This is a genomic window from Vreelandella stevensii S18214, from assembly GCF_000275725.1.
Classification (GTDB): Bacteria; Pseudomonadota; Gammaproteobacteria; order Pseudomonadales; family Halomonadaceae; genus Vreelandella; species Vreelandella stevensii.
This window is the reverse complement of record NZ_AJTS01000044.1, coordinates 96,992-122,639: the sequence shown is the minus strand read 5'-3', so window position 1 is coordinate 122,639 and position 25,648 is coordinate 96,992. Positions and strand designations below refer to the sequence as shown.

The window sequence follows — 25,648 nt, the reverse complement described above, 5'->3', positions numbered from 1 at the left end:
CAAACGGATACTGAGTACTCTAAAGCACAATACTCAAGAGCATCTGGGCGGTTAGCTTTGCTATCCCGCCCAGGCCTCAAGAAGCAGAAGCAACAAACAGACTGCTTACTTGGAGTACAGCTCGACGATCAGGTTTTCGTTGATGTCGGCAGTCAGGTCACCGCGTTCAGGCAGAGCCTTGAAAGTGCCTTCCATCTTCTTGGCGTCGATTTCGATCCAGGTGATATCGCCACGGTTGGCAGCAATGCTCAACGCGCTTTGGATACGAGCCTGGTTCTTCGCCTTTTCACGAACAGCTACCACGTCACCCGGCTTCACTTGGTAGGAAGCAACGTTAACGGTGCGGCCGTTGACGGAAATCGCCTTGTGGCTGACCAGCTGACGCGCTTCAGAGCGAGTCGAGCCGAAGCCCATGCGGTAGACGACGTTATCCAGTCGGGATTCAAGCAGTTGCAACAGTACTTCACCGGTCGCACCTTTCAGGCGAGCGGCTTCTTTGTAGTAGTTGCGGAACTGCTTTTCGAGTACGCCATACATACGGCGTACTTTCTGCTTCTCGCGAAGCTGCAAGCCGTAGTCGGAAAGACGCTGACGACGCTGGCCGTGTACACCCGGGATCTGCTCGGATTTACACTTTTTCTCGAAGGGAGTCACGCCACTCTTCAGGAAGAGATCGGTGCCTTCACGACGAGACAGTTTGCACTTCGGTCCAATATAACGAGCCATGAATCTGTCTCCTTAAACGCGGCGTTTCTTCGGCGGACGGCAGCCATTATGGGGGATGGGCGTCGCGTCTACGATGCTTTGCACGCGGAAGCCGGCGGCGTTCAGTGCGCGCACGGCGGATTCACGGCCGGGACCGGGGCCCTTGACCAGCACGTCTACGTTTTTCACACCATACTCGGCTGCAGCAGTTGCTGCACGTTCGCTTGCAACTTGCGCAGCGAACGGGGTGCTCTTGCGAGAACCACGAAAACCCGAACCACCGGCTGTTGCCCAAGAAAGAGCATTGCCCTGGCGGTCTGTGATCGTCACGATCGTGTTGTTAAAAGAGGCATGGATGTGCGCGACGGCGTCCACTACCTGCTTTTTAACCTTTTTACGGTTACTACGCGGGTTAGCCATGTTGATGTCTATTCCTGTCTTAACGTCAGCTCTCGATTAAAGAGCCTGCGTGTTATTTGCGGATCGGCTTACGCGGGCCCTTACGGGTACGCGCGTTAGTCTTGGTCCGCTGACCACGCAGCGGAAGACTACGACGATGACGCAGACCACGGTAGCAGCCTAAGTCCATGAGACGCTTGATGTTAAGCGTGACATCACGACGAAGGTCGCCTTCTACGGTGTACTTACCAACTTCAGAACGCAGGGTGTCCAGCTCTTCGCCAGACAGATCTACGATCTTGGTAGTCGGCGCGATACCGGCAGCAACACAGATGTGTTGAGCGCGAGTACGGCCAATCCCGAAGATATAGGTCAGCGAGATCGCCGCATGCTTGTTGTCCGGGATATTGACGCCTGCAATACGGGCCATCAGCTTACTCCGAAATTTGAGCGGCTTGCTCGTTTATTCATCTACAAAAGGCGCAACAGCATACCCCTTTAGGAGCCCGAAGGCAAGGGGTATGCCTGCACCCGCTTAAAACAGCCCAGGCTTAGCCCTGACGCTGCTTGTGCCGCGGCTCGACACAGATGACGCGTACAGCGCCATTGCGACGAATGATCTTGCAGTTACGGCACATCTTCTTTACGGAAGCTCGAACTTTCATCGTTCTTTCTCCAAAAACGGCTCGCGGCGCGCCAATTCGTTAGGGGCGCCTCAGCGCATGATGCCGCCGCTACCGTAGCCTTTCAGGTTGGACTTCTTCATCACTGAGTCATATTGATGCGACATGAGATGCGACTGCACCTGGGCCATGAAGTCCATGATGACCACTACCACGATCAGCAGCGACGTACCGCCAAAGAAGAACGGAACGTTCCATGCTACGATCAGGAACTGGGGCATCAGGGAAACCGCAGTGATATACAAGGCACCGAACAGAGTGAGACGAGTCATCACTTTGTCGATATAGCGAGCGGTCTGCTCGCCGGGGCGAATGCCCGGCAGGAAAGCGCCTGACTTTTTGAGATTGTCAGCCACATCCTTGGGGTTGAAGACCAGCGCTGTGTAAAAGAAGCAGAAGAATACCACTGCCGCAGCGAAAAGCAAGATGTAAAGCGGTTGGCCAGGGCCTAACGCCTGCGAGGCACGCTGCAACCACTCCATGCCTTCGCCAGCGCCTACCCACTGACCGATAGAGGCCGGGAAGAGTAGAATACTGGAGGCAAAGATCGCGGGAATGACGCCCGCCATGTTCACCTTCAACGGCAAGTAGCTGCTTTGACCTGCATACATCTTGTTGCCCACTTGGCGACGTGGGTAGTTCACCTTGAGGCGGCGTTGGCCACGCTCGATGAACACCACGAATGCCACGGTGGCAATACCTAGCACGGACAGCGCTAACAGCGGAAGAACATTCCAGGCCCCTTCGTTACGAGCAAGCTCGAAGGCTTGCCCCACGGCACTGGGCAGCCCAGCGACGATCCCCGCGAAGATCAGCAGCGAAATACCGTTGCCGATGCCCTTCTCGGTGATCTGCTCACCTAGCCACATCATAAACACCGCACCCGACACAAACGTGATGATGGCGGTGAAATAGAAGCTGAAGTCAGCGCTGTAAGCGATGCCTTGGCTAGCCAGACCCACGGACATGCCGGTAGCCTGGACAAAAGCCAGTAGCACCGTGCCGTAGCGGGTGTACTGGCTAATCTTGCGGCGGCCAGCCTCGCCCTCTTTCTTGAGCTGTTCAAGATGAGGGGAGACTGCAGTCATCAGCTGCATGATAATCGACGCCGAAATATAGGGCATGATGCCCAGGGCGAGGACGCTCATGCGCTCCAGGGCGCCACCCGAGAACATGTTGAACATGCCCAGGATGGTGCCCTGTTGCTCCCTGAACAAGGCAGCAAGCTGGTCAGGATTGATACCGGGAACGGGAATGTGGGCACCGATACGGTACACCACGATGGCGAGGAGCACGAAGCGCAAACGCGCCCACAGTTCACTCAGACCGCTGCCCATCGCCGGCATGTTTCCTGACTTGGCCATTTAGTCCTCTACCTTGCCGCCAGCGGCTACGATCGCTTCACGGGCACCTTTGGTGACCTTGATTCCACGAACGGTAACCGCTTTGTTCAGTTCGCCAGAAAGGATGATCTTCGCATGCAGCGTCGCATCCTTCAGCACGTTGGCTTGCTTCAGGGTTTCCATGGTGACTTCGTCACCGGCAACCTTGGCAAGTTCCGCCAGGCGTACTTCTTCAGATACCAGCGACTTGGCAGACGTGAAGCCAAACTTCGGCAAACGACGCTGCAGCGGCATCTGACCGCCTTCGAAACCAGGCTTGACGCTACCGCCACTGCGTGATTTCTGACCTTTGTGGCCACGGCCACCGGTCTTGCCCAGACCGGAACCGATACCACGACCAACGCGCTTTTCAGCGTGTTTGGAGCCCGGTGCCGGGCTCAGGGTATTGAGTTTCATGGATTACTCTCCCTCAACGCGCACAAGGTAGTTAACCTTGTGGATCATGCCGCGTACGGCAGGGGTGTCTTCCAGCTCAACCGTATGACCGATGCGACGCAGGCCCAGGCCTTTCATAGTAGCCTTGTGCTTGGGCAAAACGCCGATGGTGCTGCGGATCTGGGTAACCTTGATCGTTGCTGCCATGGTGCCTTACCCCGTGATCGCTTCGACAGACAGACCGCGCTTGGCGGCGATGTCTTCCGGTGCTTGCATGGCAGAGAGACCTTTGACAGTCGCCCGTACCACGTTAACCGGGTTGGTGGAACCGTAGCACTTGGCCAGTACATCGTGAACGCCTGCCAGTTCCAGTACGGAACGCATGGCGCCACCAGCGATGATACCAGTACCTTCGGAGGCCGGCTGCATGTACACCTTGGAAGCACCGTGACGGGCTTTTACCGGGTACTGCAGTGTGTGACCTGCAAGGTTGACCTTGACCATGTTGCGACGAGCCTGGTCCATCGCTTTCTGGATTGCGACCGGCACTTCACGCGCCTTGCCACGACCGAAACCGACACGACCTTTACCATCACCTACGACGGTCAGTGCGGTGAAGCCGAAAATACGACCACCCTTGACCACCTTGGCGACGCGGTTGACCTGCACTAACTTCTCCTGCAGATCACCGTTTTGCTGTTCGTTCTTCGCCATCGTAAAACCCTTTAGAATTCCAGGCCGCCTTCACGTGCGGCGTCGGCCAGAGCCTTGACGCGACCGTGATACTTAAAGCCAGCACGGTCGAAGGCCACCTGGGTGATGCCTGCTTCTTTAGCGCGTTCGGCAATCAGAGCGCCGACCTTGGAGGCCGCGTCTGAGTTACCGGTCGCACCCTCGCGCAGTGCTTTGTCCAGCGTAGAAGCGCTGGCCAGCACCTTGCCACCATCCGGCGAGATAATCTGCGCATAGATGTGACGCGGGGTACGGTTGACGCACAGGCGATACACGCCCAGCTCGCGGATCTTGGCGCGAGCGCGGCGGGCACGACGGAGACGAGATTCTTTCTTCGCGTTCATAACCCTGCCTTACTTCTTCTTGGCTTCTTTGCGACGCACCTGCTCGTCGGCGTAACGTACACCCTTGCCTTTGTACGGCTCAGGCGGACGGAAGGCGCGGATTTCCGCGGCGCACTGACCGAGCATCTGCTTGTCCGCGCTTTTCAGCACGATCACGGTGTTCTTCGGCGTTTCCGCTGTAACACCTTTAGGCAGTTCGTAGTCGACCGGGTGCGAGAAGCCCAGTGAAAGATTGAGCGTCTGGCCCTTAGCTTGGGCACGATAACCGACGCCAACAATTTCGAGAGTTTTTGTGAAACCCTCGGATACGCCCGTAACCAGGTTCTGAACCAGGGCGCGGGTAGTACCGGCCATTGCCCAGCTCTTGGCAGACTCACTCGGGGCGAAGGTCAGCTGGCCGTCTTCTTGACCAATCACCACGTCCTGGTGAATGGGCATGGACAGCGTGCCCTGGCCGCCTTTGGCGGTCAGCTGGCCAGCATCGATTTTGACATCAACGCCAGCAGGCACTTTAACCGGATATTTCGCTATGCGGGACATTCCAGCCTCCTAGAATACGGTGCAGATGACTTCGCCACCGACGCCAGCCTGGCGCGCGGCACGATCGGTCATGACACCATTAGAGGTGGTGACAATCGCGATACCCAGGCCATCGGCTACCTTGGGCAGGTTATCCTTGCCCTTGTACTGACGCAGAGACGGCTTGGAAACCCGCTGAATGTGCTCGATAACCGGCTTACCCTCAAAGTACTTGAGAGTAACGGTCAGCTCGGGTTTGACGCCTTCAGCCACCGCAAAGTCGGTAATGTAGCCTTCTTCCTTTAGCACTCGGGCCACTTCGACTTTCAGTTTGGAGGACGGCATGGTAGCCGTCTCCTTGGTGGCCATCTGCGCATTGCGGATACGGGTAAACATATCCGCCAGAGTGTCTTGCATGCTCATTTAATGTGCGCTCCTGATGATTCTACGTGGCGTTACCAGCTGGACTTTTTGAGGCCAGGGACGTCGCCACGCATGGCGGCTTCACGCAGCTTGTTACGGCCGAGGCCGAACTTGTTGTAAAAGCCGTGCGGACGGCCAGTCACGCGGCAGCGGTTACGCTGACGCACCGGGCTGGAGTCGCGCGGCAGTTGCTGCAGCTTCAGCGTCGCCTCGAAACGATCTTCTTCAGAAGCGTTCACGTCCGAGATGATTTTCTTGAGCTCTGCGCGCTTAGCCGCAAACTTCTCGACCAGCTGAGTACGCTTGAGCTCACGCTCTATCATACTTTTCTTAGCCATGATCCAACCCTTATTTCTTGAACGGGAAGTTCAGTGCTGCAAGCAGCGCACGACCTTCCTCGTCGGTGTTGGCGGTAGTAGTGATAGTGACGTCCAGCCCCCGTACGCGATCGACTTTATCATATTCGATCTCCGGGAAGATGATCTGCTCACGCACACCCATGGAGTAGTTGCCGCGACCGTCGAAGGACTTCGGGTTGAGACCACGGAAGTCACGCACGCGTGGGATGGCAATGTTCACCAGACGGTCCAGGAAGTCCCACATACGCTCGGAGCGCAGTGTGACTTTGATACCGATCGGCCAACCTTCGCGCACCTTGAAGCCCGCGATGGACTTGCGTGCCTTGGTCACCAGCGGCTTCTGACCGGAAAGCTTCTCCAGGTCGCCGATGGCATTGTCGATCAGCTTTTTGTCGCTGACCGCTTCGCCGATACCCATGTTCAGAGTCACTTTCGTGATCCGGGGTACCTGCATTACGTTGGCGTAGCTGAACTGCTCTTTGAGTTGAGCTACCACCTCGTTTTGATAACGTTCTTTCAAGTTCGCCATTATGCTACCCGACTCGCGTTAGGCGTCGATCTGCGTCTGCGTCGACTTGTAGATACGTACCTTGGTACCGTCTTCCTTCACCTGGAAGCCGACGCGATCCGCCTTACCGGTCTCCGAATTGAAGATGGCTACGTTGGACGCGTGAATCGGAGCCTCACGCTCGACGATACCGCCCTGATTTCCCGCCATGGGATTAGGCTTGGTGTGACGCTTGATCATATTCACACCGGACACCACGAAACGGTTTTCAAGTACCCGCTTCACCGTGCCGCGCTTGCCCTTATCCTTCCCGGCGATGACGATGACTTCATCGTCACGTTTGATCTTTTGCATATCCGCCTCGCTCCTTACAGCACTTCAGGCGCTAGGGAAATGATCTTCATGAACTTCTCATTACGAAGTTCACGAGTTACCGGCCCGAAGATACGCGTGCCGATCGGCTGTTCGTTGGTGTTATTCAACAAAACTGCCGCATTTCCATCGAAACGGATCAGCGAACCGTCACTACGACGGACGCCACTACGGGTACGAACGACTACTGCCTTGAGGACCTGGCCTTTTTTGACCTTGCCACGAGGAATAGCTTCTTTGACCGTTACTTTAATGACGTCACCAACGCGGGCGTAGCGACGGTGTGAACCGCCCAGCACCTTGATGCATTGCACCCGGCGCGCTCCGCTGTTGTCGGCGACATCCAGCATTGTCTGAGTCTGAATCATCGGTTTTCTCCAAACCTAATCTGACTGCACTGGTTGAACAGACGCAGGGGATTAACCCTTGGCCTGCTCGACCACCTCGACCAGCGTCCAGGCTTTCTTCTTGGAAAGCGGACGGCACTCCTGAATGGAAACCGTATCGCCTGCCTTTGCCTGGTTCGCCTCATCATGGGCGTGCAGCTTGGTGGAGCGCTTGACGTATTTTCCGTAGATCGGGTGACGCTCACGACGCTCGATCATGACGACGATGGACTTGTCCATCTTGTCGCTGACCACCTTGCCGGTCAGCGTACGTGTTTTTTTCTCTTCGGCCATCTCAATCACCTGCCTTCTCGTTGAGCACAGTCTTAACGCGGGCGATATCCCGACGGACCTGCTTGAGCAGATGAGTCTGGCTCAGTTGGCCAGTGGCCTTCTGCATGCGCAGGTTAAACTGCTCGCGGAGGAGCTCGAGGAGCTGCTCTTGGAGCTCTCCTACGGACTTTTCACGAATTTCCTGGGCTTTCATCACATCACCGTCCGTTTCGCAAAGGTGGTGGACAGGGGCATCTTCTGGGCGGCCAGTTCAAATGCTTCACGGGCCAGCTCTTCGGATACACCTTCAATTTCATACAGGACCCGACCCGGCTGGATCTGGGCTACCCAGTACTCAACTGAACCTTTACCCTTACCCATACGAACTTCGAGCGGCTTCTTGGAAATCGGCTTATCAGGGAAAACGCGGATCCAGATTTTACCGCCACGCTTGACGTGACGTGTGATCGCACGACGGCCAGCTTCGATCTGACGCGCAGTGATGCGGCCACGACCGGTTGCCTTGAGACCGTACTCCCCGAAGCTGATCTTGCTTCCGCGATGCGCCAGGCCACGGTTGCGGCCTTTCATCATCTTGCGGAATTTCATACGCTTGGGCTGTAACATCGACTCGCTCTCCCCTTACCTGGAACCTTTCTTCTTGGGCGCGTTGCCGGCAGGCTGTTGCTGTTGCTTGGCCTTGGCACGTACTTCCTCGATACCGCCGAGGATTTCACCCTTGAAGATCCACACTTTGACGCCGATGACGCCGTAGGTGGTGTGAGCTTCGTAAGTGGCGTAGTCGATGTCCGCACGCAGAGTGTGCAGCGGAACGCGACCTTCGCGGTACCATTCGGTACGTGCGATTTCGGCGCCACCCAGACGACCTGACAGCTGAATCTTGATGCCGCCAGCGCCAAGACGCATTGCGTTCTGTACCGCGCGCTTCATGGCACGACGGAACATGACGCGACGCTCAAGCTGACCTGCCACGTTGGCAGCAACCAGCTTGGCATCCAGCTCGGGCTTGCGAACTTCTTCGATGTTCACATGCACCGGAACGCCCATCATCTCGGTGAGATCGCGACGCAGACGGTCGACATCTTCACCTTTCTTGCCAATCACGATACCCGGACGGGCAGTGTGAATGGTGATGCGGGCATTGTTCGCCGGACGCTCGATGTGAATGCGGCTTACGGAGGCGCTTTTCAGACGCTCGTCCAGGAAGCTGCGCACTTCGAGATCGTTGTTGAGCTTATCGGCATAGGCGCCGCGCTCGGCATACCAGACAGAAGCATGGTCTTTGACGATGCCCAGTCGAATGCCTGTTGGATTGACTTTCTGACCCATCTGGTCGACTCCTACTTCTCGGCTACCTTGACGGTGATGTGGCAGGTGCGCTTCAAGATACGATCCGCGCGGCCTTTGGCACGCGGCTTGATACGCTTGAGCGTCATGCCCTCATCGACGCAGATGGTCGAGACACGCAGCTCGTCGATATCCATGCCGTTATTTTCTTCCGCGTTTGCAATGGCGGACTGCAGCACTTTCTTGACTAGCTTGGCAGCCTTCTTCGGTGAGAAGGTCAGCAGGTCGAGTGCTTCGGCGACCGGTTTACCGCGCACCTGGTCAGCCACCAAACGGGCCTTCTGGGCGGATAAACGAGCGCCACGCAGCTTAGCTGTGACTTCCATCTCTCAATCCTCTCTGGCTTACCGTTTGGCTTTCTTGTCCGCCGCATGCCCGCGATAAGTGCGAGTGGCAGCGAATTCGCCCAGCTTGTGACCAACCATTTCCTCGGAGACGTGCACCGGGACGTGTTGGCGACCGTTATGGACAGCGATTGTGAGGCCTACCATGTTTGGCAGGATCATCGAACGACGCGACCAGGTCTTGATCGGTTTACGGTCGTTCTTCTCCACTGCAGCCTCTACCTTCTTCAAAAGATGAAGGTCAATGAAGGGACCTTTCTTTAGTGAACGTGGCACAGCCGTTACCTCTTAATGTCTTGGCAATTTAGATCAACGCGTCTTGTTACGACGACGTACGATCAGCTTGTCGGTGCGCTTGTTCTTACGCGTCTTGTGACCCTTGGTCGGCACGCCCCACGGAGTAACCGGGTGACGGCCACCGCTGGTGCGGCCTTCGCCACCACCGTGCGGGTGATCCACAGGGTTCATCGCGACGCCGCGAACTGTCGGACGCACGCCTCTCCAGCGCTTCGCACCGGCCTTGCCAAGTTGACGCAGGCTGTGCTCGGAGTTGCTCACTTCGCCCAGGGTCGCGCGGCACTCGGCCAGCACCTTGCGCATTTCGCCAGAGCGAAGACGCAGGGTGGCGTAGTTACCTTCACGAGCAACCAGCTGAGCGCTAGTACCGGCACTGCGAGCAATCTGCGCGCCTTTACCCGGCTTCAGTTCGATACCGTGAACGGTAGAACCGAGCGGGATGTTACGCAGCGGCAAGGCATTGCCTTTCTTGATGGGCGCGTTGACACCAGATTCCAGCACGTCACCGGCGCTGACGCCTTTCGGTGCAATGATGTAACGACGCTCGCCATCGGCATATTTCAGCAGCGCAATGTGCGCACTGCGGTTCGGGTCGTGCTCCAGACGCTCAACGGTGGCCGGAATGCCATCCTTGGTGCGTTTGAAGTCGATCAACCGATAGTGATGACGGTGACCACCGCCCACGTGGCGGGTGGTGATGCGACCGTAGTTGTTACGGCCACCGGACTTGGACTGTTTTTCCAAAAGCGGTGCATAAGCACGGCCCTTGTACAGTTCCTCACCAACGATCTTGACGACGTGGCGACGACCGGCGGATGTGGGTTTGGTCTTGACGATTGCCATTATCCGTACTCCTGCCCTTATTCGGCGCCAGAGAAGTCTTCGAGCGTTTCACCCGCAGCCAGGGTCACATACGCCTTGCGGTAACCCTTACGCAGGCCAACGCCGTGAGCAGTACGCTTGGTTTTACCCTTGACGTTCAGTACCTGAACGCCACCGACCTTCTTGCCGAACAGTGCTTCAACGGCTTTCTTGATCTCGGGCTTGGTAGCATCGGGTGCCACCTTGAAAACGTACTGGTTGCGCTCGGCTGCCATCGCGGCCTTTTCGGTCACGTGCGGTCCAAGCAGAACCTTGAATACGCGTTCCTGGTTCATGCCAGCTTCTCCTCGAATTTACGCAGGGCGGAGACGGTGACCAGGACCTTGTCAAAGGCAACCAGGCTCACCGGATCAGCGGCAGCGACATCCACCACGTCAACGTGGGGAAGGTTGCGTGCGGCCAGATAGAGCGTTTCGTCGACTTCTTCAGTGACGATCAACACTTTCTCAAGGTTGAGCTCTTTCAGCTTGGCAGCTACCTGCTTGGTCTTCGGCGCTTCTACGCTGAACTCTTCAATCGCGACCAGGCGCTCTTGACGGACCAGCTCAGACAGAATGGAGCGCATCGCCGCGCGGTACATTTTGCGGTTTACTTTCTGCGAATGGTCCTGAGGACGCGCCGCGAAAGTAACACCACCACTGCGCCACAGCGGAGAGCGGATAGTACCAGCGCGTGCACGACCGGTACCCTTCTGACGCCACGGCTTCTTACCACCGCCACGCACGTCGGAACGGCTCTTTTGAGCGCGTGTACCCTGACGACCAGCTGCCAGATAGGCAGTGACGACCTGATGCACCAGCGCTTCGTTGAATTCTTTGCCAAAAGTGGCGTCGGCTACTTCAACGGTACCCGCGCCTGCAGCAAGATTCAGATTCATTGGTAATTATCCCCTTCAGCCAGCTTTCACGGCGCTGCGAACGATCACGTTGCTACCGGTTGCTCCCGGTACAGCGCCCTTGATCAGCAGCAGGTTACGCTCGGCGTCGACACGGACGATCTCAAGGCTCTGCACGGTGCAACGGGTGTTACCCATTTGACCGGCCATTTTCTTGCCCTTGAATACGCGACCAGGTGTCTGACACATGCCGATAGAACCCGGCGCACGATGCGACAGGGAGTTACCATGGCTGTTGTCTTGGGTACGGAAGTTCCAGCGCTTAACAGCACCCTGGAAGCCTTTACCCTTGGAAGTGCCAGTCACGTCGATCTTTTGACCAGCTTCGAAGAGGGATACGGTGAGTTCGCCACCCACTTCAGGAGCTTCTTCGCCTTCTGCAAGGCGGAATTCCATCAGTGAACGACCAGCCTCAACACCCGCCTTGGCAAACTGACCCGCTTGCGCTTTGGTGAGGTGTTTGGCTTTACGAGAACCAGTAGTGACCTGAACCGCTGCGTAGCCGTCAGACTCAAGCGTCTTGACGCGCGTTACACGGTTAGGATCAACTTCAATAACGGTCACGGGCACAGATGCGCCATCTTCGGTAAAGACGCGGGTCATCCCGGCCTTGATACCGACTAAACCGATAGTCATGCTCAGTCTCCTATAGTGTACGGGGCTATCACCCGCTATGGCTGCCCTTTCCAGAGCATTCCACTAGCACATTGTGTGGCGCCTCACGGCGCGGCGGCTGCTGCTCTCGACAGATGACGATGAGCGCTGGGCCGCAAAGTGTCTAGTGTATTAGTCGAGCTTGATTTGCACGTCTACGCCAGCGGCGAGGTCGAGCTTCATCAGCGCATCAACGGTTTTCTCGGTCGGCTCAACGATGTCGAGCACACGCTTGTGAGTGCGAATCTCATACTGATCGCGCGCGTCCTTGTTGACGTGCGGAGAAATCAGGATGGTATAGCGCTCGCGGTTGGTCGGCAGCGGGATAGGACCACGAACCTGAGCACCAGTACGCTTAGCGGTTTCAACGATTTCCGCAGTGGACTGATCGATCAGGCGATGGTCGAACGCTTTCAACCGAATGCGAATCTTTTGGTTCTGCATTTGCCCTAAACTCCAATGGATGTCGACGGCGCGAGCCGTCTACCCACGCATTCAAAGGATGCGCATTATAGGCACGCCAATCGGCCATGTCAAACATTTGCGATTGGTGCGCAGAAAAGGGGGCTCTTGCGAGCCCCCTTGCATCATCAAGTCAACAGCTTACTTGACGATCTTGGCTACGACGCCAGCACCTACGGTACGGCCACCTTCGCGGATAGCGAAGCGCAGACCTTCGTCCATGGCGATCGGAGCGATCAGGGTGATAACCATTTTGATGTTATCGCCCGGCATTACCATTTCAACGCCTTCCGGCAGTTCACAAGTACCGGTTACGTCGGTGGTACGGAAGTAGAACTGCGGACGGTAGCCCTTGAAGAAAGGCGTGTGACGACCACCTTCTTCCTTGGACAGTACGTATACTTCGGCTTCGAACGTGGTGTGCGGGTTGATGGTGCCCGGCTTGGCCAGCACCTGGCCACGCTCGACGTCATCACGCTTGGTGCCACGCAGCAGCGCGCCAACGTTCTCACCTGCACGACCTTCGTCGAGCAGCTTACGGAACATTTCAACGCCAGTAACGGTGGTTTTGGTGGTGTCGCGGATACCCACGATTTCCACTTCTTCACCGGCTTTCACGATGCCGCGCTCTACACGACCGGTAACAACAGTACCACGGCCAGAGATAGAGAATACGTCTTCGATCGGCATCAGGAACGGCTGGTCGATGGCACGCTCCGGCTCGGGGATGTAGTCATCCAGAGCCTTGATCAGGTTGGTCACGGCAGTAGTACCCATGCCGTTCTCGTCTTCACCGTTCAGAGCCATCAGCGCAGAACCAGTGATGATCGGCGTGTCGTCACCCGGGAAGTCGTACTCGCTCAGAAGTTCACGAACTTCCATTTCGACCAGCTCGAGCAGCTCTTCGTCATCGACCATGTCCGCCTTGTTCAGGAACACAACGATGTACGGTACGCCAACCTGACGAGACAGCAGGATGTGCTCGCGAGTCTGCGGCATGGGGCCGTCAGCGGCAGAACACACCAGGATAGCGCCGTCCATCTGAGCAGCACCGGTGATCATGTTCTTGACGTAGTCAGCGTGTCCCGGGCAGTCAACGTGCGCGTAGTGACGCTCTTCAGACTGGTACTCAACGTGAGAAGTCGCGATGGTGATACCACGCTCACGCTCTTCCGGTGCGTTATCGATAGTATCGAATGCACGCCAGTCGCCGCCGAAAACCTCAGCAGACACGCGGGTCAGGGCCGCTGTCAGAGTCGTTTTACCGTGGTCGACGTGACCGATGGTGCCGACGTTGACGTGCGGTTTGGAACGTTCAAATTTTTCCTTAGCCACTGCTATAACCTCTTTACGTTAGCTAACGGTTAACCGTTTTGGTTGATGACGGCTTCAACGACGCTGGAGGGCGCCTCCTCGTACTTCGCGAACTCCATAGAGTAGCTCGCACGGCCCTGGGTCTGTGAGCGCAGATCGGTTGCGTAACCGAACATCTCACCCAGTGGCACCGTTGCACGAATGACTTTACCAGAGGAAGAGTCATCCATGCCCTGCACCAGGCCGCGACGACGGTTCAGGTCGCCCATGACGTCACCCATAAAATCTTCGGGGGTCACGACTTCGACCTTCATCACCGGCTCCAGCAGCACGGCCTTGGCCTTCCGGGCACCTTCTTTCACTGCCATGGAAGAAGCAATCTTGAACGCAGTCTCGTTCGAGTCCACGTCATGGTAGGAACCATCAAACAGCGTGACTTTGACGTCGATCATCGGGTAACCGGCGATGACACCGTTTTTCAGCTGCTCGAAAGCACCCTTTTCAACCGCAGGGACGTATTCCTTGGGAACCACACCACCCACGATTTCAGAGTTGAACTTGAAGAAGATTTCTTCTTCGCCTTCACCCTTCTCTTCTGCAGTCAGCGGCTCGATGCGCAGCCAGACGTGACCGAACTGACCACGACCACCAGACTGACGAACGAACTTGCCTTCCTGCTCGACGCTGCCGCGAATGGTTTCGCGGTAGGCGACCTGCGGCTTACCGATATTGGCTTCTACCTTGAACTCGCGACGCATGCGGTCGACGATGATGTCCAGGTGCAGCTCACCCATACCGGAGATAATGGTCTGACCGGTCTCTTCGTCGGTCTTGACCTGGAACGAAGGATCTTCCTGGGCCAGCTTGCCAAGCGCAACGCCCATTTTCTCTTGATCAGCTTTAGATTTCGGCTCAACAGCAACCGAGATCACCGGATCCGGGAACTCCATACGCTCGAGAACGATCTTGTCATCGATATCGCACAGGGTGTCACCGGTGGTGACGTCTTTCAGGCCGATACAGGCCGCGATGTCGCCCGCCAGTACTTCCTTGATCTCTTCGCGTGTATTAGCGTGCATCTGAACGATACGACCAACGCGCTCTTTCTTCTGCTTGACGGAGTTGTAGACGCCGTCACCAGACTTCAGAACGCCCGAGTAGACGCGAATGAAGGTCAGAGTACCAACGAAGGGGTCGGTAGCAATCTTGAACGCCAGTGCAGCAAACGGAGCATTATCGTCAGCTTCACGAGTTGCGACAGTACCATCCTTGTCGTCCAGCTCACCTTCAATGGCCTTGACTTCCGTTGGTGACGGCAGATATTCAACTACTGCGTCCAGAACCGCCTGAACACCTTTGTTCTTGAAGGCAGAACCACAGGTGACTAGAACGACTTCGCTTGCCAATGTACGGGCGCGCAGGCCTGCCTTGATCTCAGCGACGCTCAGCTCGCCTTCTTCAAGGTACTTGTCCATCAGCTCTTCAGAGGCCTCGGCAGCGGCTTCGACCATCTGCTCACGGTACTCTTCAGCGGTTTCGACCAACTCTGCAGGGATATCTACAAGCTCATAGCTCGTTCCAAGGTCTTCCTCGTTCCAGAGGATAGCCTTCATCTCGATCAGGTCGATAACGCCCTTGAAGTCTTCTTCCGTGCCCCAGTTGATCTGGATCGGCACGGCGTTGGCACCCAGGCGCTCTTTCAGCTGGTCGACAACCATGAAGAAATCAGCGCCGGTACGGTCCATCTTGTTGACGAACACCATGCGCGGAACTTCGTACTTGTTGGCCTGACGCCATACGGTTTCGGTCTGCGGCTGAACGCCGGAGGAACCGCACAGTACAACGACCGCACCATCGAGAACACGCAGAGAACGCTCAACTTCGATAGTGAAGTCAACGTGCCCGGGGGTGTCGATGATGTTGATACGGTGCTCATCAAACTGATGATTCATCCCCTTCCAAAAGGTGGTTACAGCAGCAGAGGTGATAGTGATACCACGCTCCTGCTCCTGCTCCATCCAGTCGGTCGTAGACGCACCCTCATGCGTTTCGCCCAGCTTGTGGTTTACGCCAGTGTAAAACAGTACACGCTCAGTGGTGGTAGTTTTACCTGCGTCGACGTGAGCCACAATCCCCAGGTTACGGTAGCGATTAAGCGGTGTTTTGCGTGCCACGGTGAAACTCCCGTTAGTTGGCGATGCTCGTTGATCCAGCGGTGCCATTTCTGCTTATGCCACCGCCGCCATCGACAACGATAGCGGCGGCGTGTTGCAACATGACGATAAAAACCTTTAACGCACTGCAACCGACAGAAAAAGACACGAGCCCAGAAACGTCGAGCTTAGAAACGATAGTGAGAGAAGGCCTTGTTGGCTTCTGCCATACGGTGCACGTCTTCACGCTTCTTGACAGCAGAGCCTTTGCCTTCAGCGGCATCCAGCATTTCACCTGCCAGGCGCTGAACCATCGTTTTCTCACCGCGACGACGCGCAGCGTCTACCAGCCAGCGCATTGCCAGCGCTTGGCGGCGTGACGGACGAACTTCAACCGGCACCTGATAAGTAGCACCACCCACGCGGCGCGACTTTACTTCGACCATCGGCTGGATGGTTTCCAGCGCCTTGTCGAAGATTTCCAGCGGCTCTTCTTTACTACGCTCGGCAACCTTGTCCAACGCACCATAGACGATGCGCTCAGCTACGGACTTCTTGCCGCTGACCATCAGGTGGTTCATGAACTTCGCCAGACGCTCACTTCCGAACTTGGGATCCGGCAGGATTTCGCGTTTAGCTACAACTCTTCTTCTAGGCATGATAAGCCCTCAATTAAGGATCCTTCAGGTAAACCCGGAACCTGCTTGCGCCTTTGGCGCCGCCCGACCTTACTCTTATCAGACCATCATATTCGGTTAAAAGGTAACACCGCAGCGCTCCATGAGGCTGCGTTCAGCGCCTTAGGACTTCGGACGCTTGGTACCGTACTTGGAACGACCCTGCTTACGGTTCTGTACGCCAGAGGTGTCAAGGGCGCCACGAACGGTGTGATAACGCACACCTGGCAAATCCTTTACACGACCGCCGCGAATCAGAACAACAGAGTGCTCCTGGAGGTTGTGACCTTCACCACCGATGTAAGAAGAGACTTCGAAACCGTTGGTCAGGCGCACACGGCAAACCTTACGCAGGGCCGAGTTCGGCTTCTTGGGGGTGGTGGTGTAAACGCGCGTACAAACGCCGCGCTTTTGCGGGCATGCCTGAAGCGCAGGCACGTCACTCTTGGTGACGGGGCGCTTGCGCGGCTTGCGCACTAGCTGATTAATCGTTGCCATGGTGTTTAGCTGACTCCAATGGTTGCCTTGGCCTATCAACAGATACAAGCGGCGGATGCGGGCGCACCCACCCCACTGTCAAAGGCTGCGCATTCTAAAGGCTGACCCTGCCTGGCGTCAAGCCCTGGCGGTGGTTTACCGCCAGGATCTTGCCTTTCAGGGTCAGCCGCTCTTGGCTGCTCGTGGCCTGTCCTGGGTTACAGATCGTCGTCTGAATCCAGGGCGGTCAACTGAGCACCCAGCTCCTGCTCAACCTCGGTAGCCGAGGGGTTGAACAGACGCTCTACGTCTTCGCGCTTGCGACGACGCTCTGCGTGGTGAGTCAGACCGGTACCTGCCGGAATCAGACGTCCAACTACCACGTTTTCTTTCAGGCCACGCAGGTAATCGCGCTTGCCGGTTACCGCCGCCTCGGTCAATACGCGGGTCGTTTCCTGGAACGACGCCGCCGAAATGAACGACTCGGTGGCCAGGCTGGCCTTGGTGATACCCAGCAGCAAGCGTTGGTACTTGGCCGGGAACTTGCCTTCTTTCTCCAGACGCTCGTTCTGCTCCAGCACGCGCACCAGTTCTGCCTGGTCGCCGGTGATGAAGTCAGAGTCACCGGAATCGGTGATCTCTACCTTGCGCAGCATCTGACGCACGATGACTTCGATGTGCTTGTCGTTGATGCCTACGCCCTGCAGACGGTATACGTCCTGTACTTCGGCAGTGATGTACTTGGCCAGCTCCGCCACACCCAGCAGGCGCAGGATGTCGTGCGGATTGCTCGGGCCATCGGAAATCACTTCGCCCTTCTCGACGGCTTCGCCTTCGAAAACGGCGATTTGACGCCATTTCGGAATCAGCGCTTCGAACGGATCGCCAGATTCCGGGGTGATCGTCAGACGACGCTTGCCCTTGGTCTCTTTACCGAAGCTCACCACACCGCTGATTTCCGCCAGAATGGCCGACTCTTTCGGCTTACGCGCTTCGAACAGGTCGGCTACGCGCGGCAGACCACCGGTGATGTCCTTGTTACCCGAGGCTTCTACCGGGATACGGGCAACGACTTCACCCACACCGATGGTCGAGCCATCGTCCACGGAGATGATCGAGTTGCCGGGCAGCAGGTACTGTACCGGCGTGTTGGAACCGGACACGGACACGTACTCGCCTGCGGCGTCCTGCAGCATCACCATCGGGCGCTTGTCGCGACCGGCCATCGGGCGGGCGGCCGACTCGATGACCTCGATGGAGGAGAGACCGGTCATTTCATCGACGCTGCGGTGCATAGTGACACCTTCGTCGAGGTCGATGAACTGGGCCTTACCTTCCACTTCCGCAATGATCGGATGGGTGTGCGGGTCCCACTTGGCCACGACCGTACCAGCGTCGACGACGTCACCGTCGCGAACCGACAGCTCGGCACCGTAAGGCAGCTTGTAGTACTCACGCTCACGACCGTGATCGTCGGCGACGGCCAGGGCGCTTGAACGAGACACCACCACCAGCTTGCCGTCGGCACGCTCAACGTGCTTGATGTTGTGCAGGCGCACTTTACCGCCGTGCTTCACCTGTACGCTGTCGACCGCCGAGGAACGCGATGCCGCACCACCGATGTGGAACGTACGCATGGTCAGCTGGGTACCCGGCTCACCGATGGACTGGGCAGCGATGACACCCACCGACTCACCGATGTTGACCTGATGGCCACGCGCCAGGTCACGACCGTAGCAGGACGAACAAACGCCGTGCGCGGTGTCACAGGTAATGGTGGAGCGCACGATGATCTCGTCCACCCCCATGGTGTCCAGCGACGCACACCACTTCTCGTCGAGCAGCGTGTTGCGCGGGATCAGCACTTCTTCGGTGCTCGGATCGATGACGTCCTGCGCCACTACCCGGCCCAGGACACGCTGTGACAGCGGTACGATGATATCGCCACCCTCGATGATCGGGTGCAGCGTCAGACCGTTCTCGGTGCCACAGTCGGTTTCGGTGATCACCAGATCCTGGGCCACGTCGACCAGACGGCGAGTCAGGTAACCGGAGTTGGCCGTTTTCAGGGCCGTATCCGCCAGACCTTTACGCGCACCGTGGGTCGAGATGAAGTACTGGAGTACGTTCAGACCTTCACGGAAGTTGGCCACGATGGGGGTTTCGATGATCGAGCCATCCGGCTTGGCCATCAGACCACGCATACCCGCCAGCTGACGGATCTGGGCGGCGCTACCACGGGCACCGGAGTCGGCCATGATGAAGACGCTGTTGAAGGAGTCCTGCTCCACTTCATTACCTTCACGGTCGACGACGGTCTCCTTGGAGATACCCACCATCATCGCCTTGGCCACCTTGTCGTTGGCCTTGGACCAGATGTCGATAACCTTGTTGTACTTCTCGCCTGCGGTCACCAGACCGGACGAGAACTGGTCTTCGATCTCTTTGACTTCGGCTTCGGCCGCGTCGACGATCTCGGTCTTGGCTTCGGGAATGACGAAGTCGTTGACACCGATCGAGGCACCGGACCAGGTCGCTAGACGGAAGCCGGTGTACATCAGCTGGTCAGCGAAGATGACCGTGGGCTTGAGGCCCGCACGGCGATACACTTCGTTGATCAGGCTGGAGATCGCCTTCTTCTTCATCGGCTGATCGATCAGCGCGAACGGTACGCCTTCCGGCAGAATGCGGAACAGCAGGGCACGGCCCACGGTGGTGTCGTACAGGCGACGATGCTCGGAGCGCTCGCCGGTCTCTTCTTCGACATCCACTTCATCCAGGCGCACTTTGACGCGAGCATGCAGCGAGACGGACTGAGTACCGAAGGCACGCTCTACCTCGTTGAGGTCAGAGAACACCATGCCTTCGCCCTTGGCGTTGATCTTTTCGCGGGTCATGTAGTATAGACCCAGAACAACGTCCTGCGACGGTACGATGATCGGCTCGCCGTTGGCTGGCGACAGCACGTTGTTGGTGGCCATCATCAGCGCACGCGCTTCGAGCTGGGCTTCCAGGGTCAGCGGTACGTGGACCGCCATCTGGTCACCGTCGAAGTCGGCGTTGTAAGCCGCACACACCAGCGGGTGCAGCTGGATCGCCTTGCCTTCGATCAGCAGCGGTTCGAACGCCTGGATACCCAGACGGTGCAGGGTTGGTGCACGGTTGAGCAGTACCGGGTGTTCGCGGATGACGTCGGCCAGAATATCCCACACTTCCGGCAGTTCACGCTCGACCATCTTCTTCGCGGCTTTGATCGTGGACGCATGGCCCAGCGACTGCAGCTTGGAGTAGATGAACGGCTTGAACAGCTCGAGGGCCATCTTCTTCGGCAGACCACACTGGTGCAGACGCAGGGTCGGGCCCACGGTGATGACCGAACGGCCGGAATAGTCGACACGCTTACCCAGCAGGTTCTGACGGAAACGGCCCTGCTTACCCTTGATCATGTCGGCAAGGGATTTCAGCGGACGCTTGTTGGAACCGGTGATGGCACGGCCGCGACGGCCGTTGTCCAGCAGCGCATCCACCGCTTCCTGCAGCATACGCTTCTCGTTGCGCACGATGATGTCCGGCGCATTGAGGTCCAGCAGACGCTTCAGGCGGTTGTTACGGTTGATCACACGACGGTAGAGGTCGTTGAGATCGGACGTCGCGAAGCGGCCACCGTCCAGCGGTACCAGCGGACGCAGGTCCGGCGGCAGCACGGGCAGCACTTCCATGACCATCCACGCCGGCGCATTGCCGGAGTGGTAGAACGCTTCGAGCAGCTTCAGGCGCTTGGAGAGCTTCTTGATCTTGGTTTCAGAGTTGGTCTGCGGAATCTCTTCGCGCAGCGTGTTGATCTCTTCTTCCAGATCGATGTCCTTGAGCAGTTCCTGAACGGCTTCGGCACCCATGCGGGCGTCGAAGTCATCGCCGAACTCTTCCAGGGCTTCGAAGTACTGCTCGTCGTTGAGCAGCTGACCGCGCTCCAGCGTGGTCATGCCCGGGTCGATGACCACGAAGCTTTCGAAGTACAGCACGCGCTCAATATCACGCAGGGTCATATCGAGGAACATGCCGATACGCGACGGCAGTGACTTCAAAAACCAGATGTGAGCGACCGGCGAGGCCAGCTCTATGTGGCCCATGCGCTCACGGCGCACGGCAGCCTTGGTGACTTCGACGCCACACTTCTCACAAATGATGCCACGGTGCTTCATGCGCTTGTACTTGCCGCACAGACACTCGTAGTCCTTGACCGGGCCAAAGATCTTGGCGCAGAACAGACCATCCCGCTCCGGCTTGAAGGTACGGTAGTTGATGGTCTCGGGCTTCTTCACCTCGCCAAACGACCAGGAGCGAATCATGTCCGGCGACGCGAGGGTAATCTTGATCGCGTCGAACTCTTCGGACTGAGACTGCGATTTGAGTACTTTCACCAAATCTTTCATATGACGGCTCCTAGCTCTCTAACTCGATATCGATGCCCAGCGAGCGGATTTCCTTCACGAGTACGTTGAAGGATTCCGGCATGCCTGCCTGCATGGTGTGGTCGCCATCCACGATGTTCTTGTACATCTTGGTGCGGCCTTCGACGTCGTCCGACTTGACGGTGAGCATCTCTTGTAGCGTGTACGCAGCGCCGTAGGCTTCCAACGCCCACACTTCCATCTCACCGAAGCGCTGACCACCGAACTGTGCCTTACCACCCAGGGGCTGCTGAGTCACCAGCGAGTAAGAACCGGTAGAACGCGCGTGCATCTTGTCGTCTACCAGGTGGTTAAGCTTCAGCATGTACATGTAGCCAACGGTGACCGGGCGGTCGAAGGCATCGCCGGTACGACCATCGTACAGCGCCATCTGACCGGATTCCGGAATGTCTGCCAGCTTCAGCAGGTGCTTGATCTCGTGCTCTTTGGCACCGTCAAACACCGGCGTGGCCATGGGCACACCGCCTTTGAGGTTTTTCGCCAGCGCGATGATTTCCTCATCGGTCAGCGAATCGATGTCCTCCATGCGGGTGCCAGGCGTGTTGTAGACCTGCCCCAGGAAGTCACGAATTTCCGCAACCTGCTGGCCACGCGCATCGCGCAGCATGGCCTCGATCTTGACGCCCAGGCCGCGTGCCGCCATACCCAGGTGGGTTTCCAGGATCTGACCGACGTTCATGCGCGACGGTACACCCAGCGGGTTCAGCACCACGTCCACCGGCTCGCCCTTCTCGTCGAACGGCATGTCCTCGATGGGCATGATCGCGGAGATAACACCCTTGTTACCGTGACGACCGGCCATCTTGTCGCCTGGCTGAATGCGACGCTTCACCGCCATGTAGACCTTGACGATTTTCAGCACGCCCGGCGCGAGGTCGTCGCCCTGGGTCAGCTTGCGTTTCTTGTCTTCGAAACGCTCATCCATCTCTTTACGGCGATTTTCGAGCTGCTCATCGGCCTGGGCCAGCAGCTCGTTGTAGGCTTCGTCCTGCATACGCAGCTTGAACCACTGCTGACGGGGCAGTTCGTCCAGGTACGTCTCGCTCAGCACGTCGCCTTTTTTCAGGTTCGGGCCACCGTTGACGGCCTGACCTTCCAGGGTGCGCTTCAGGCGCTCGAACGTCGCGTCTTCGGCGATCCGGTAGGTCTCCTGCAGGTCCTTGCGTACTTCGTCCAGCTGCATCTGCTCGATGGACAGGGCACGGGAGTCCTTCTCGACACCGTCACGGGTGAACACCTGAACGTCGATGACCGTACCCTTCATGCCGGTGGGGGCGCGCAGGGAGGTATCTTTCACGTCAGAGGCTTTCTCACCGAAGATGGCGCGCAGCAGCTTCTCTTCCGGCGTCAGCTGGGTTTCACCTTTCGGCGTTACCTTACCCACCAGAATGTCGCCGGGGCCGACTTCAGCGCCGATGTACACAACGCCCGCTTCGTCCAGCTTGCCCAGCGCCGATTCACCGACGTTGGGGATATCGGAAGTGATCTCTTCCGGCCCCAGCTTGGTGTCACGAGACACACAGGTCAGTTCCTGAATGTGAATCGTGGTGAAGCGATCTTCCTGAACGACACGCTCGGAGAGCAGGATGGAGTCTTCGAAGTTGTAACCGTTCCAGGGCATGAACGCGATGCGCATGTTCTGGCCCAGAGCCAGATCCCCCATGTCGACAGACGGGCCGTCGGCCAGAATATCGCCGCGTGCCACGCTGTCGCCAGGCCGCACAATGGGGCGCTGGTTCATACAGGTGTTCTGGTTGGAGCGGGTATACTTGGTCAGGTTGTAGATGTCGACGCCGGCTTCGCCGCCGATGATCTCATCTTCATTGACCCGCACCACCACACGACGCGCATCCACGGAGTCGATGACGCCGCCTCGGCGCGCCACGGCACATACGCCGGAGTCGCGGGCCACGAAACGCTCCATGCCGGTACCGACCAGCGGCTTGTCGGCACGCAGGGTCGGAACGGCCTGACGCTGCATGTTCGCACCCATCAAGGCGCGGTTGGCATCATCGTGCTCCAGGAACGGGATCAAGGCTGCTGCGACCGATACCACCTGACGCGGAGACACGTCCATCAGCGTCACTTGCTCAGGACGCATGAAGGTGGTTTCGCCGCGATGGCGTACCTGCACCAGGTCATCGATCAGCTTGCCAGACTCGTCTACTGCCGCCGACGCCTGGGCGATAACGAAGTCGCCCTCCTCGATCGCCGACAGGTGAACGATGTCGTCAGTGACCTGACAGGCATTCACTTTGCGGTACGGCGTTTCCAGGAAGCCATAGCTGTTGGTATGGCTGTAGGTGGCCAGCGAGTTGATCAGACCGATGTTCGGGCCTTCCGGCGTTTCGATCGGGCACAGACGACCGTAGTGCGTAGCGTGTACGTCACGGACTTCGAAGCCTGCGCGCTCACGGGTCAGACCGCCCGGACCGAGTGCCGATACACGACGCTTGTGAGTCACCTCGGAAAGCGGGTTGTTCTGGTCCATGAACTGGGACAGCTGGCTGGAACCGAAGAACTCTTTCACCGCCGCCGCCACGGGCTTGGCGTTGATCAAGTCCTGGGGCATCAAGCCTTCGCTCTCCGCCATGGACAGACGCTCTTTTACCGCACGCTCGACGCGCACCAGGCCTACACGGAACTGGTTCTCGGCCATTTCGCCAACGCAGCGGATACGACGGTTGCCCAGGTGGTCGATATCGTCGACGTCACCAAAACCGTTACGGATGTTGATCAGCTCGCGCAGCACATCGAGGATGTCCTTGCGGTCCAATACACCGGAGCCCACGTCGGAGTCACGACGCAGACGACGGTTGAACTTCATCCGGCCTACGCCCGACAGGTCGTAGCGGTCTTCGGTGAAGAACAGGTTGTGGAACAGCGTTTCGGCGGCTTCCTTGGTGGGCGGCTCGCCAGGACGCATCATGCGGTAGATTTCGACCAGCGCTTCCAGCTGCGAGCTGGTGGTGTCCAGCTTCAGGGTGTCGGAAACGAAGGAACCGCAGTCCAGGTCATTGGTGTAGAGCGTTTCGATCTGGGTAATGCCGCCCTGAGCCATGCGCTCCAGCACTTCTGGGGTAATTTCGGTGTTGCACGGGCAGATCAGCTCGCCCGTCCTGGTGTCGATCTGGTCTTTGGCCAGCGTCTTGCCGAACAGGTACTCCATCGGCACTTCCAGACGCTCCAGACCCGCTTTTTCCAACTGGCGGATGTGCTTCTGGGTGATCCGACGACCTTCTTCGACGATCAGTTCACCATCGGCACCCTTGATGTCGAAGGTGGCGGTTTCACCGCGCAGACGCGACGGAACCAGCTCCACGGAGAAGCCAGACTTTTCGATATGGAAGGTACTGGTTTCGAAGAACTCGTCGAGGATCTCTTCGGTACTCATGCCCAGCGCGCGCATCAGCACGGAAGCCGGCAGCTTGCGACGACGGTCGATACGCACGAAGACGTTGTCTTTCGGGTCGAACTCGAAGTCGAGCCATGAGCCACGGTAAGGAATCACGCGAGCAGAGTAGAGCAGCTTGCCGGAAGAGTGGCTCTTGCCCTTGTCATGATCGAAGAACACACCGGGTGAGCGGTGGAGCTGGGAAACGATTACCCGCTCGGTACCGTTGATAACGAAGGTACCGTTCTCGGTCATCAGGGGGATTTCCCCCATGTAGACTTCCTGCTCTTTGATATCCTTGATAGCCTTGTTCGAGGAGTCGCGATCATAGATGATCAAGCGAACCTTGACGCGCAGCGGGGCGGAGTAGGTCACGCCACGCAGCTGACACTCCTTCACATCGAACGCCGGCGTACCGAAGCGATAGCTGACATATTCCAGCGCAGCGTTACCCGAGAAGCTCTCGATCGGGAACACGGACTTGAATGCCGCGTGCAGACCCACTTCGTGCCGCTCATCAGGCGAACGATCCTGCTGGAGAAAGTCGTAGTAGGAATCAAGCTGGATGGCCAGCAAGTAAGGCACATCCATCACTTGGGGCAGTTTGCCGAAATCCTTGCGGATGCGTTTTTTCTCAGTATATGAGTAAGCCATCTGTATTCCCCAGCTTGTTCACCATGGGTGACCGATGCGTGGTCATCTGCCCGCGGGCGTTTCAGACGCAGACAGCAAGCTCCTAATCGGTAGCTCGCCGTCAAAAATCTTGATAGATAACAGT

General features: G+C 57.6%; 32 protein-coding genes. All 32 read right to left on the bottom strand.

Features of this window, described 5'->3' with window-relative positions; translation table 11 throughout:
- Positions 1–105: 105 nt before the first annotated feature.
- Positions 106–726 carry a 30S ribosomal protein S4 gene (gene rpsD / locus HSS18214_RS0113400; RefSeq protein ID WP_016915789.1) on the bottom strand — a complete coding sequence of 207 codons (621 nt, stop codon included), beginning with the start codon at positions 724–726 and terminating at the stop codon, positions 106–108.
- Positions 727–738: 12 nt separating this feature from the next.
- Positions 739–1,125 (bottom strand): 30S ribosomal protein S11, encoded by a 387-nt coding sequence (gene rpsK / locus HSS18214_RS0113395; protein WP_009099028.1) that lies wholly within the window; start codon positions 1,123–1,125, stop codon positions 739–741.
- A 52-nt stretch (positions 1,126–1,177) separates the two neighbouring features.
- Positions 1,178–1,534 (bottom strand): 30S ribosomal protein S13, encoded by a 357-nt coding sequence (gene rpsM / locus HSS18214_RS0113390; protein WP_016915788.1) that lies wholly within the window; start codon positions 1,532–1,534, stop codon positions 1,178–1,180.
- Positions 1,535–1,655: 121 nt separating this feature from the next.
- The gene (rpmJ, locus tag HSS18214_RS18890; RefSeq protein WP_081139244.1) at positions 1,656–1,769 is read right to left on the bottom strand and encodes a 50S ribosomal protein L36; all 114 of its coding nucleotides are present in this window, start codon (positions 1,767–1,769) and stop codon (positions 1,656–1,658) included.
- A 50-nt stretch (positions 1,770–1,819) separates the two neighbouring features.
- Positions 1,820–3,151 carry a preprotein translocase subunit SecY gene (gene secY / locus HSS18214_RS0113385; protein ID WP_016915787.1) on the bottom strand — a complete coding sequence of 444 codons (1,332 nt, stop codon included), beginning with the start codon at positions 3,149–3,151 and terminating at the stop codon, positions 1,820–1,822.
- Positions 3,152–3,586: a 50S ribosomal protein L15 gene (gene rplO / locus HSS18214_RS0113380; RefSeq protein WP_016915786.1), complete on the bottom strand. Its 435-nt coding sequence runs from the start codon at positions 3,584–3,586 to the stop codon at positions 3,152–3,154. It lies immediately after the preceding gene.
- Between the two features lie 3 nt (positions 3,587–3,589).
- Positions 3,590–3,772, bottom strand: a complete 183-nt coding sequence (rpmD, locus tag HSS18214_RS0113375; protein ID WP_009723888.1) for a 50S ribosomal protein L30 — start codon at positions 3,770–3,772, stop codon at positions 3,590–3,592.
- A gap of 6 nt (positions 3,773–3,778) precedes the next feature.
- A complete protein-coding gene (gene rpsE, locus HSS18214_RS0113370) occupies positions 3,779–4,279 on the bottom strand; it encodes a 30S ribosomal protein S5 (RefSeq protein WP_016915785.1) in 501 nt (166 codons plus the stop codon).
- A gap of 11 nt (positions 4,280–4,290) precedes the next feature.
- Complete coding sequence (gene rplR / locus HSS18214_RS0113365) at positions 4,291–4,641, bottom strand: 50S ribosomal protein L18 (protein ID WP_008959159.1); 351 nt, start codon at positions 4,639–4,641, stop codon at positions 4,291–4,293.
- A 9-nt stretch (positions 4,642–4,650) separates the two neighbouring features.
- Complete coding sequence (gene rplF, locus HSS18214_RS0113360; protein ID WP_016915784.1) at positions 4,651–5,181, bottom strand: 50S ribosomal protein L6; 531 nt, start codon at positions 5,179–5,181, stop codon at positions 4,651–4,653.
- A 9-nt stretch (positions 5,182–5,190) separates the two neighbouring features.
- Positions 5,191–5,583, bottom strand: coding sequence for a 30S ribosomal protein S8 (gene rpsH / locus HSS18214_RS0113355; protein ID WP_016915783.1), 393 nt, complete (start codon positions 5,581–5,583; stop codon positions 5,191–5,193).
- Between the two features lie 32 nt (positions 5,584–5,615).
- On the bottom strand, positions 5,616–5,921 hold the full coding sequence (rpsN, locus tag HSS18214_RS0113350) for a 30S ribosomal protein S14 (RefSeq protein WP_026001935.1): 306 nt from the start codon (positions 5,919–5,921) through the stop codon (positions 5,616–5,618).
- Between the two features lie 10 nt (positions 5,922–5,931).
- Complete coding sequence (gene rplE, locus HSS18214_RS0113345) at positions 5,932–6,471, bottom strand: 50S ribosomal protein L5 (RefSeq protein WP_016915781.1); 540 nt, start codon at positions 6,469–6,471, stop codon at positions 5,932–5,934.
- Positions 6,472–6,489: 18 nt separating this feature from the next.
- Positions 6,490–6,804 (bottom strand): 50S ribosomal protein L24, encoded by a 315-nt coding sequence (gene rplX / locus HSS18214_RS0113340; RefSeq protein ID WP_009723895.1) that lies wholly within the window; start codon positions 6,802–6,804, stop codon positions 6,490–6,492.
- Positions 6,805–6,818: 14 nt separating this feature from the next.
- Complete coding sequence (gene rplN, locus HSS18214_RS0113335; protein ID WP_009723896.1) at positions 6,819–7,190, bottom strand: 50S ribosomal protein L14; 372 nt, start codon at positions 7,188–7,190, stop codon at positions 6,819–6,821.
- Between the two features lie 51 nt (positions 7,191–7,241).
- Positions 7,242–7,502, bottom strand: coding sequence for a 30S ribosomal protein S17 (gene rpsQ / locus HSS18214_RS0113330; protein WP_009723897.1), 261 nt, complete (start codon positions 7,500–7,502; stop codon positions 7,242–7,244).
- A 1-nt stretch (position 7,503) separates the two neighbouring features.
- On the bottom strand, positions 7,504–7,695 hold the full coding sequence (gene rpmC, locus HSS18214_RS0113325) for a 50S ribosomal protein L29 (RefSeq protein WP_016915779.1): 192 nt from the start codon (positions 7,693–7,695) through the stop codon (positions 7,504–7,506).
- The gene (rplP, locus tag HSS18214_RS0113320; protein ID WP_007112000.1) at positions 7,695–8,108 is read right to left on the bottom strand and encodes a 50S ribosomal protein L16; all 414 of its coding nucleotides are present in this window, start codon (positions 8,106–8,108) and stop codon (positions 7,695–7,697) included. Before rplP ends, rpmC begins: the two co-directional genes overlap by 1 nt.
- Before the next feature lie 15 nt (positions 8,109–8,123).
- Positions 8,124–8,831 (bottom strand): 30S ribosomal protein S3, encoded by a 708-nt coding sequence (gene rpsC / locus HSS18214_RS0113315; protein ID WP_016915778.1) that lies wholly within the window; start codon positions 8,829–8,831, stop codon positions 8,124–8,126.
- Positions 8,832–8,842: 11 nt separating this feature from the next.
- Positions 8,843–9,175, bottom strand: coding sequence for a 50S ribosomal protein L22 (gene rplV / locus HSS18214_RS0113310; protein WP_010626471.1), 333 nt, complete (start codon positions 9,173–9,175; stop codon positions 8,843–8,845).
- An 18-nt stretch (positions 9,176–9,193) separates the two neighbouring features.
- A complete protein-coding gene (gene rpsS, locus HSS18214_RS0113305; RefSeq protein ID WP_009098993.1) occupies positions 9,194–9,469 on the bottom strand; it encodes a 30S ribosomal protein S19 in 276 nt (91 codons plus the stop codon).
- 33 nt (positions 9,470–9,502) lie between these two features.
- Positions 9,503–10,333 carry a 50S ribosomal protein L2 gene (gene rplB, locus HSS18214_RS0113300; protein ID WP_016915777.1) on the bottom strand — a complete coding sequence of 277 codons (831 nt, stop codon included), beginning with the start codon at positions 10,331–10,333 and terminating at the stop codon, positions 9,503–9,505.
- A gap of 17 nt (positions 10,334–10,350) precedes the next feature.
- A complete protein-coding gene (gene rplW, locus HSS18214_RS0113295; RefSeq protein WP_016915776.1) occupies positions 10,351–10,647 on the bottom strand; it encodes a 50S ribosomal protein L23 in 297 nt (98 codons plus the stop codon).
- Entirely contained in the window at positions 10,644–11,249 is a 606-nt protein-coding gene (gene rplD / locus HSS18214_RS0113290) for a 50S ribosomal protein L4 (protein WP_016915775.1), read from the bottom strand. The genes rplW and rplD overlap by 4 nt, the downstream gene beginning before the upstream one ends.
- A 15-nt stretch (positions 11,250–11,264) precedes the next feature.
- The gene (gene rplC, locus HSS18214_RS0113285; protein ID WP_016915774.1) at positions 11,265–11,903 is read right to left on the bottom strand and encodes a 50S ribosomal protein L3; all 639 of its coding nucleotides are present in this window, start codon (positions 11,901–11,903) and stop codon (positions 11,265–11,267) included.
- Positions 11,904–12,053: 150 nt separating this feature from the next.
- Positions 12,054–12,365, bottom strand: coding sequence for a 30S ribosomal protein S10 (gene rpsJ / locus HSS18214_RS0113280; RefSeq protein WP_009098983.1), 312 nt, complete (start codon positions 12,363–12,365; stop codon positions 12,054–12,056).
- A 159-nt stretch (positions 12,366–12,524) separates the two neighbouring features.
- Positions 12,525–13,718: an elongation factor Tu gene (gene tuf / locus HSS18214_RS0113275; protein WP_016915773.1), complete on the bottom strand. Its 1,194-nt coding sequence runs from the start codon at positions 13,716–13,718 to the stop codon at positions 12,525–12,527.
- Between the two features lie 29 nt (positions 13,719–13,747).
- Positions 13,748–15,871 (bottom strand): elongation factor G, encoded by a 2,124-nt coding sequence (fusA, locus tag HSS18214_RS0113270; RefSeq protein WP_016915772.1) that lies wholly within the window; start codon positions 15,869–15,871, stop codon positions 13,748–13,750.
- A 167-nt stretch (positions 15,872–16,038) separates the two neighbouring features.
- Positions 16,039–16,509: a 30S ribosomal protein S7 gene (rpsG, locus tag HSS18214_RS0113265; protein ID WP_016915771.1), complete on the bottom strand. Its 471-nt coding sequence runs from the start codon at positions 16,507–16,509 to the stop codon at positions 16,039–16,041.
- Positions 16,510–16,650: 141 nt separating this feature from the next.
- Entirely contained in the window at positions 16,651–17,025 is a 375-nt protein-coding gene (gene rpsL, locus HSS18214_RS18885; protein WP_009098973.1) for a 30S ribosomal protein S12, read from the bottom strand.
- A gap of 197 nt (positions 17,026–17,222) precedes the next feature.
- Positions 17,223–21,437, bottom strand: a complete 4,215-nt coding sequence (gene rpoC / locus HSS18214_RS0113255) for a DNA-directed RNA polymerase subunit beta' (protein WP_016915770.1) — start codon at positions 21,435–21,437, stop codon at positions 17,223–17,225.
- Positions 21,438–21,447: 10 nt separating this feature from the next.
- Entirely contained in the window at positions 21,448–25,524 is a 4,077-nt protein-coding gene (gene rpoB / locus HSS18214_RS0113250) for a DNA-directed RNA polymerase subunit beta (RefSeq protein WP_016915769.1), read from the bottom strand.
- Between the last annotated feature and the right edge of the window lie 124 nt (positions 25,525–25,648).